The organism is Clostridium sp. LIBA-8841 (assembly GCF_034439435.1).
GTDB lineage: Bacteria > Bacillota > Clostridia > Clostridiales > Clostridiaceae > Sarcina.
Genome location: NZ_JAPCKJ010000018.1, coordinates 1 through 601, shown reverse-complemented (window position 1 = coordinate 601; position 601 = coordinate 1). Strand labels below are relative to the sequence as shown.

The window sequence follows — 601 nt, the reverse complement described above, 5'->3', positions numbered from 1 at the left end:
TGTGGTGTACCTTAAGGGATTCGAACCCCTGACCCACGGCTTAGAAGGCCGTTGCTCTATCCAGCTGAGCTAAAGATACACATCAAACAATATTTATTTTAAATGTTTTTTAACATTTTGTCAAGCATTTTTACTTAACATTTTAAATATTTAGTGGAGCGGGTACTGGGAATCGAACCCAGGTATCCAGCTTGGAAGGCTGGTGTTCTACCATTGAACTACACCCGCATATTGGAGCGGAAGACGAGACTCGAACTCGCAACTTTCACCTTGGCAAGGTGACACTCTACCATTGAGTCACTCCCGCATAAAAATGCTTTAGTATAATTTAATTGGTGCAGGTGAAGGGAGTCGAACCCCCACGCCGTAGGCGCTAGATCCTAAGTCTAGTGCGTCTGCCAATTCCGCCACACCTGCAAATTAAATTGGTGATCTGCCAGGGAATCGAACCCTGGACACCGTGATTAAAAGTCACGTGCTCTACCGACTGAGCTAGCAAATCATAATTTTAAAATTTTGTTTTGGTGATCTGCCAGGGAATCGAACCCTGGACACCGTGATTAAAAGTCACGTGCTCTACCGACTGAGCTAGCAAATCACA

General features: G+C 44.8%; 6 tRNA genes. All 6 read right to left on the bottom strand.

The annotated features are described in order from the left end of the window. Positions 1 to 2: 2 nt before the first annotated feature. The 6 genes from OIF33_RS17070 to OIF33_RS17045 all read right to left on the bottom strand — a co-directional run bounded on the left by OIF33_RS17070 (position 3) and on the right by OIF33_RS17045 (position 598). A tRNA-Arg gene (locus OIF33_RS17070) sits at positions 3 to 79 on the bottom strand. A gap of 75 nt (positions 80 to 154) precedes the next feature. Further along, positions 155 to 228: transfer RNA gene (locus OIF33_RS17065), tRNA-Gly, on the bottom strand. A 4-nt stretch (positions 229 to 232) separates the two neighbouring features. Then, positions 233 to 307, bottom strand: a tRNA-Gly gene (locus OIF33_RS17060). A gap of 26 nt (positions 308 to 333) precedes the next feature. Continuing rightward, positions 334 to 417, bottom strand: a tRNA-Leu gene (locus OIF33_RS17055). 9 nt (positions 418 to 426) lie between these two features. After that, positions 427 to 502 (bottom strand) — tRNA-Lys (locus OIF33_RS17050). A gap of 20 nt (positions 503 to 522) precedes the next feature. Next, positions 523 to 598 (bottom strand) — tRNA-Lys (locus OIF33_RS17045). Positions 599 to 601 lie beyond the last annotated feature (3 nt).